Annotated in this window: 2 protein-coding genes; both read right to left on the bottom strand. The window is 46.8% G+C overall.

The window, feature by feature from the left end; genetic code table 11:
- On the bottom strand, positions 1-766 hold a 766-nt coding region (locus IQ260_RS30700), incomplete at its 3' end, for a GAF domain-containing protein (protein ID WP_193996820.1).
- Between the two features lie 260 nt (positions 767-1026).
- The gene (locus tag IQ260_RS30695) at positions 1027-1128 is read right to left on the bottom strand and encodes an amino acid--tRNA ligase-related protein (RefSeq protein ID WP_456152060.1); all 102 of its coding nucleotides are present in this window, start codon (positions 1126-1128) and stop codon (positions 1027-1029) included.
- Positions 1129-1139: the final 11 nt, after the last annotated feature.

Genomic DNA, 1139 nt, shown 5'->3' with positions numbered 1-1139 from the left:
GGGTGCTACGGTCCGCCTGCATCAGCTTTTGGGCTTCCGCCATCACTGACTGTAGCGTTACCTCTAGTTCCAAACTTTGATCCAAGGAGGAAATAGCACTGAGTAGGGCATTGAGTCCCTTCTGGGTGCGGGCTGCGGTATAGAACGAATTACAGCTTTCTAGCAACACTCCAATGGAGCGAGCAAAGGATTCAAACTCCTTTTCATCCTGGTGAGTAAATCGTTCCTCGCCAATTTTGTTTAGCAGCTGGACCACCGCAACCACCTTGGTGTCATTGCTAAAAATAGGCATGCACAAAATATTTTTAGTGCGATAGCCCGTTTCTTCATCGGTGGCTCGGTTGAACCTGGGGTCATCGTAGGCATTGGGAATATTGAGAGTTTTCTTGGTCTCAGCCACATAGCCAGCAATACCCTTATTCATCGGTATTCTGATTTCGATGGCCTTTTCTCCCGCACCCTGGGCGATTTTAGACCACAGTTCTTGATTCTCCTCATCCACAATAAAAATGGTGGTGCGGTCGGCCTGGAGAATCTGACCAATTTTCAGGGTAAACGCCTCTAGCAGTTCTTCTAAAAGGGTTTCCAGCGATTGATTATTGATCAGATGAATGGCTTTGAGAAAATACTCAAATTCTTGGATGATCAACTCCAAAAGCTCAATAAATCTAGGCTTAGTTAGATGCTGAACCTGGGCCTTGAGACGCCCCGGCGTGGTGCCCTGCGATAAACGGGCCAACGTGCTTTCTGCAGACGACTGAGCCATAGTGATTTATATGAGTTAGCCAAAAATATAATTTAACGCTGGCGGTGCTGATCTACGGAACGCTACCTGCTGCCCCCTTAAGCACTGGTAGAAGACTGCTAATACAGCAGATGTACTCAGCAGTCTCCCCCTATAGTTTAATCAGTTTGTCCAAATAATTTGTCGGTGCTGCTTCAGAGGATGAACCGATCTATCAAAAATGGCTAGATACCGGTATCTTACAGACAAATCTTATAGTTCAGAACACAAACGCTGATATCTTAATCGCTTCCCCCTTGTTCGGGCTTAAGCAAAGGAAACGCGATCACATCACGAATACTGGGAGCATCGGTCAAAAGCATAACCAGACGATCGATCCCCATCCCCATCCCCC

It is taken from the genome of Leptolyngbya cf. ectocarpi LEGE 11479, assembly GCF_015207065.1.
In the GTDB taxonomy this organism is placed as follows: Bacteria; Cyanobacteriota; Cyanobacteriia; order Phormidesmidales; family Phormidesmidaceae; genus Leptothoe; species Leptothoe ectocarpi.
Note: the sequence above shows the minus strand (reverse complement) of the source record. Positions and strands in the feature narration are given on the sequence as shown.

Coding starts and splice junctions, on each gene's coding strand:
- IQ260_RS30695 (WP_456152060.1), bottom strand. CDS start 1,128: ATGGGGATCGATCGTCTGGTTATGCTTTTGACCGATGCTCCCAGTATT.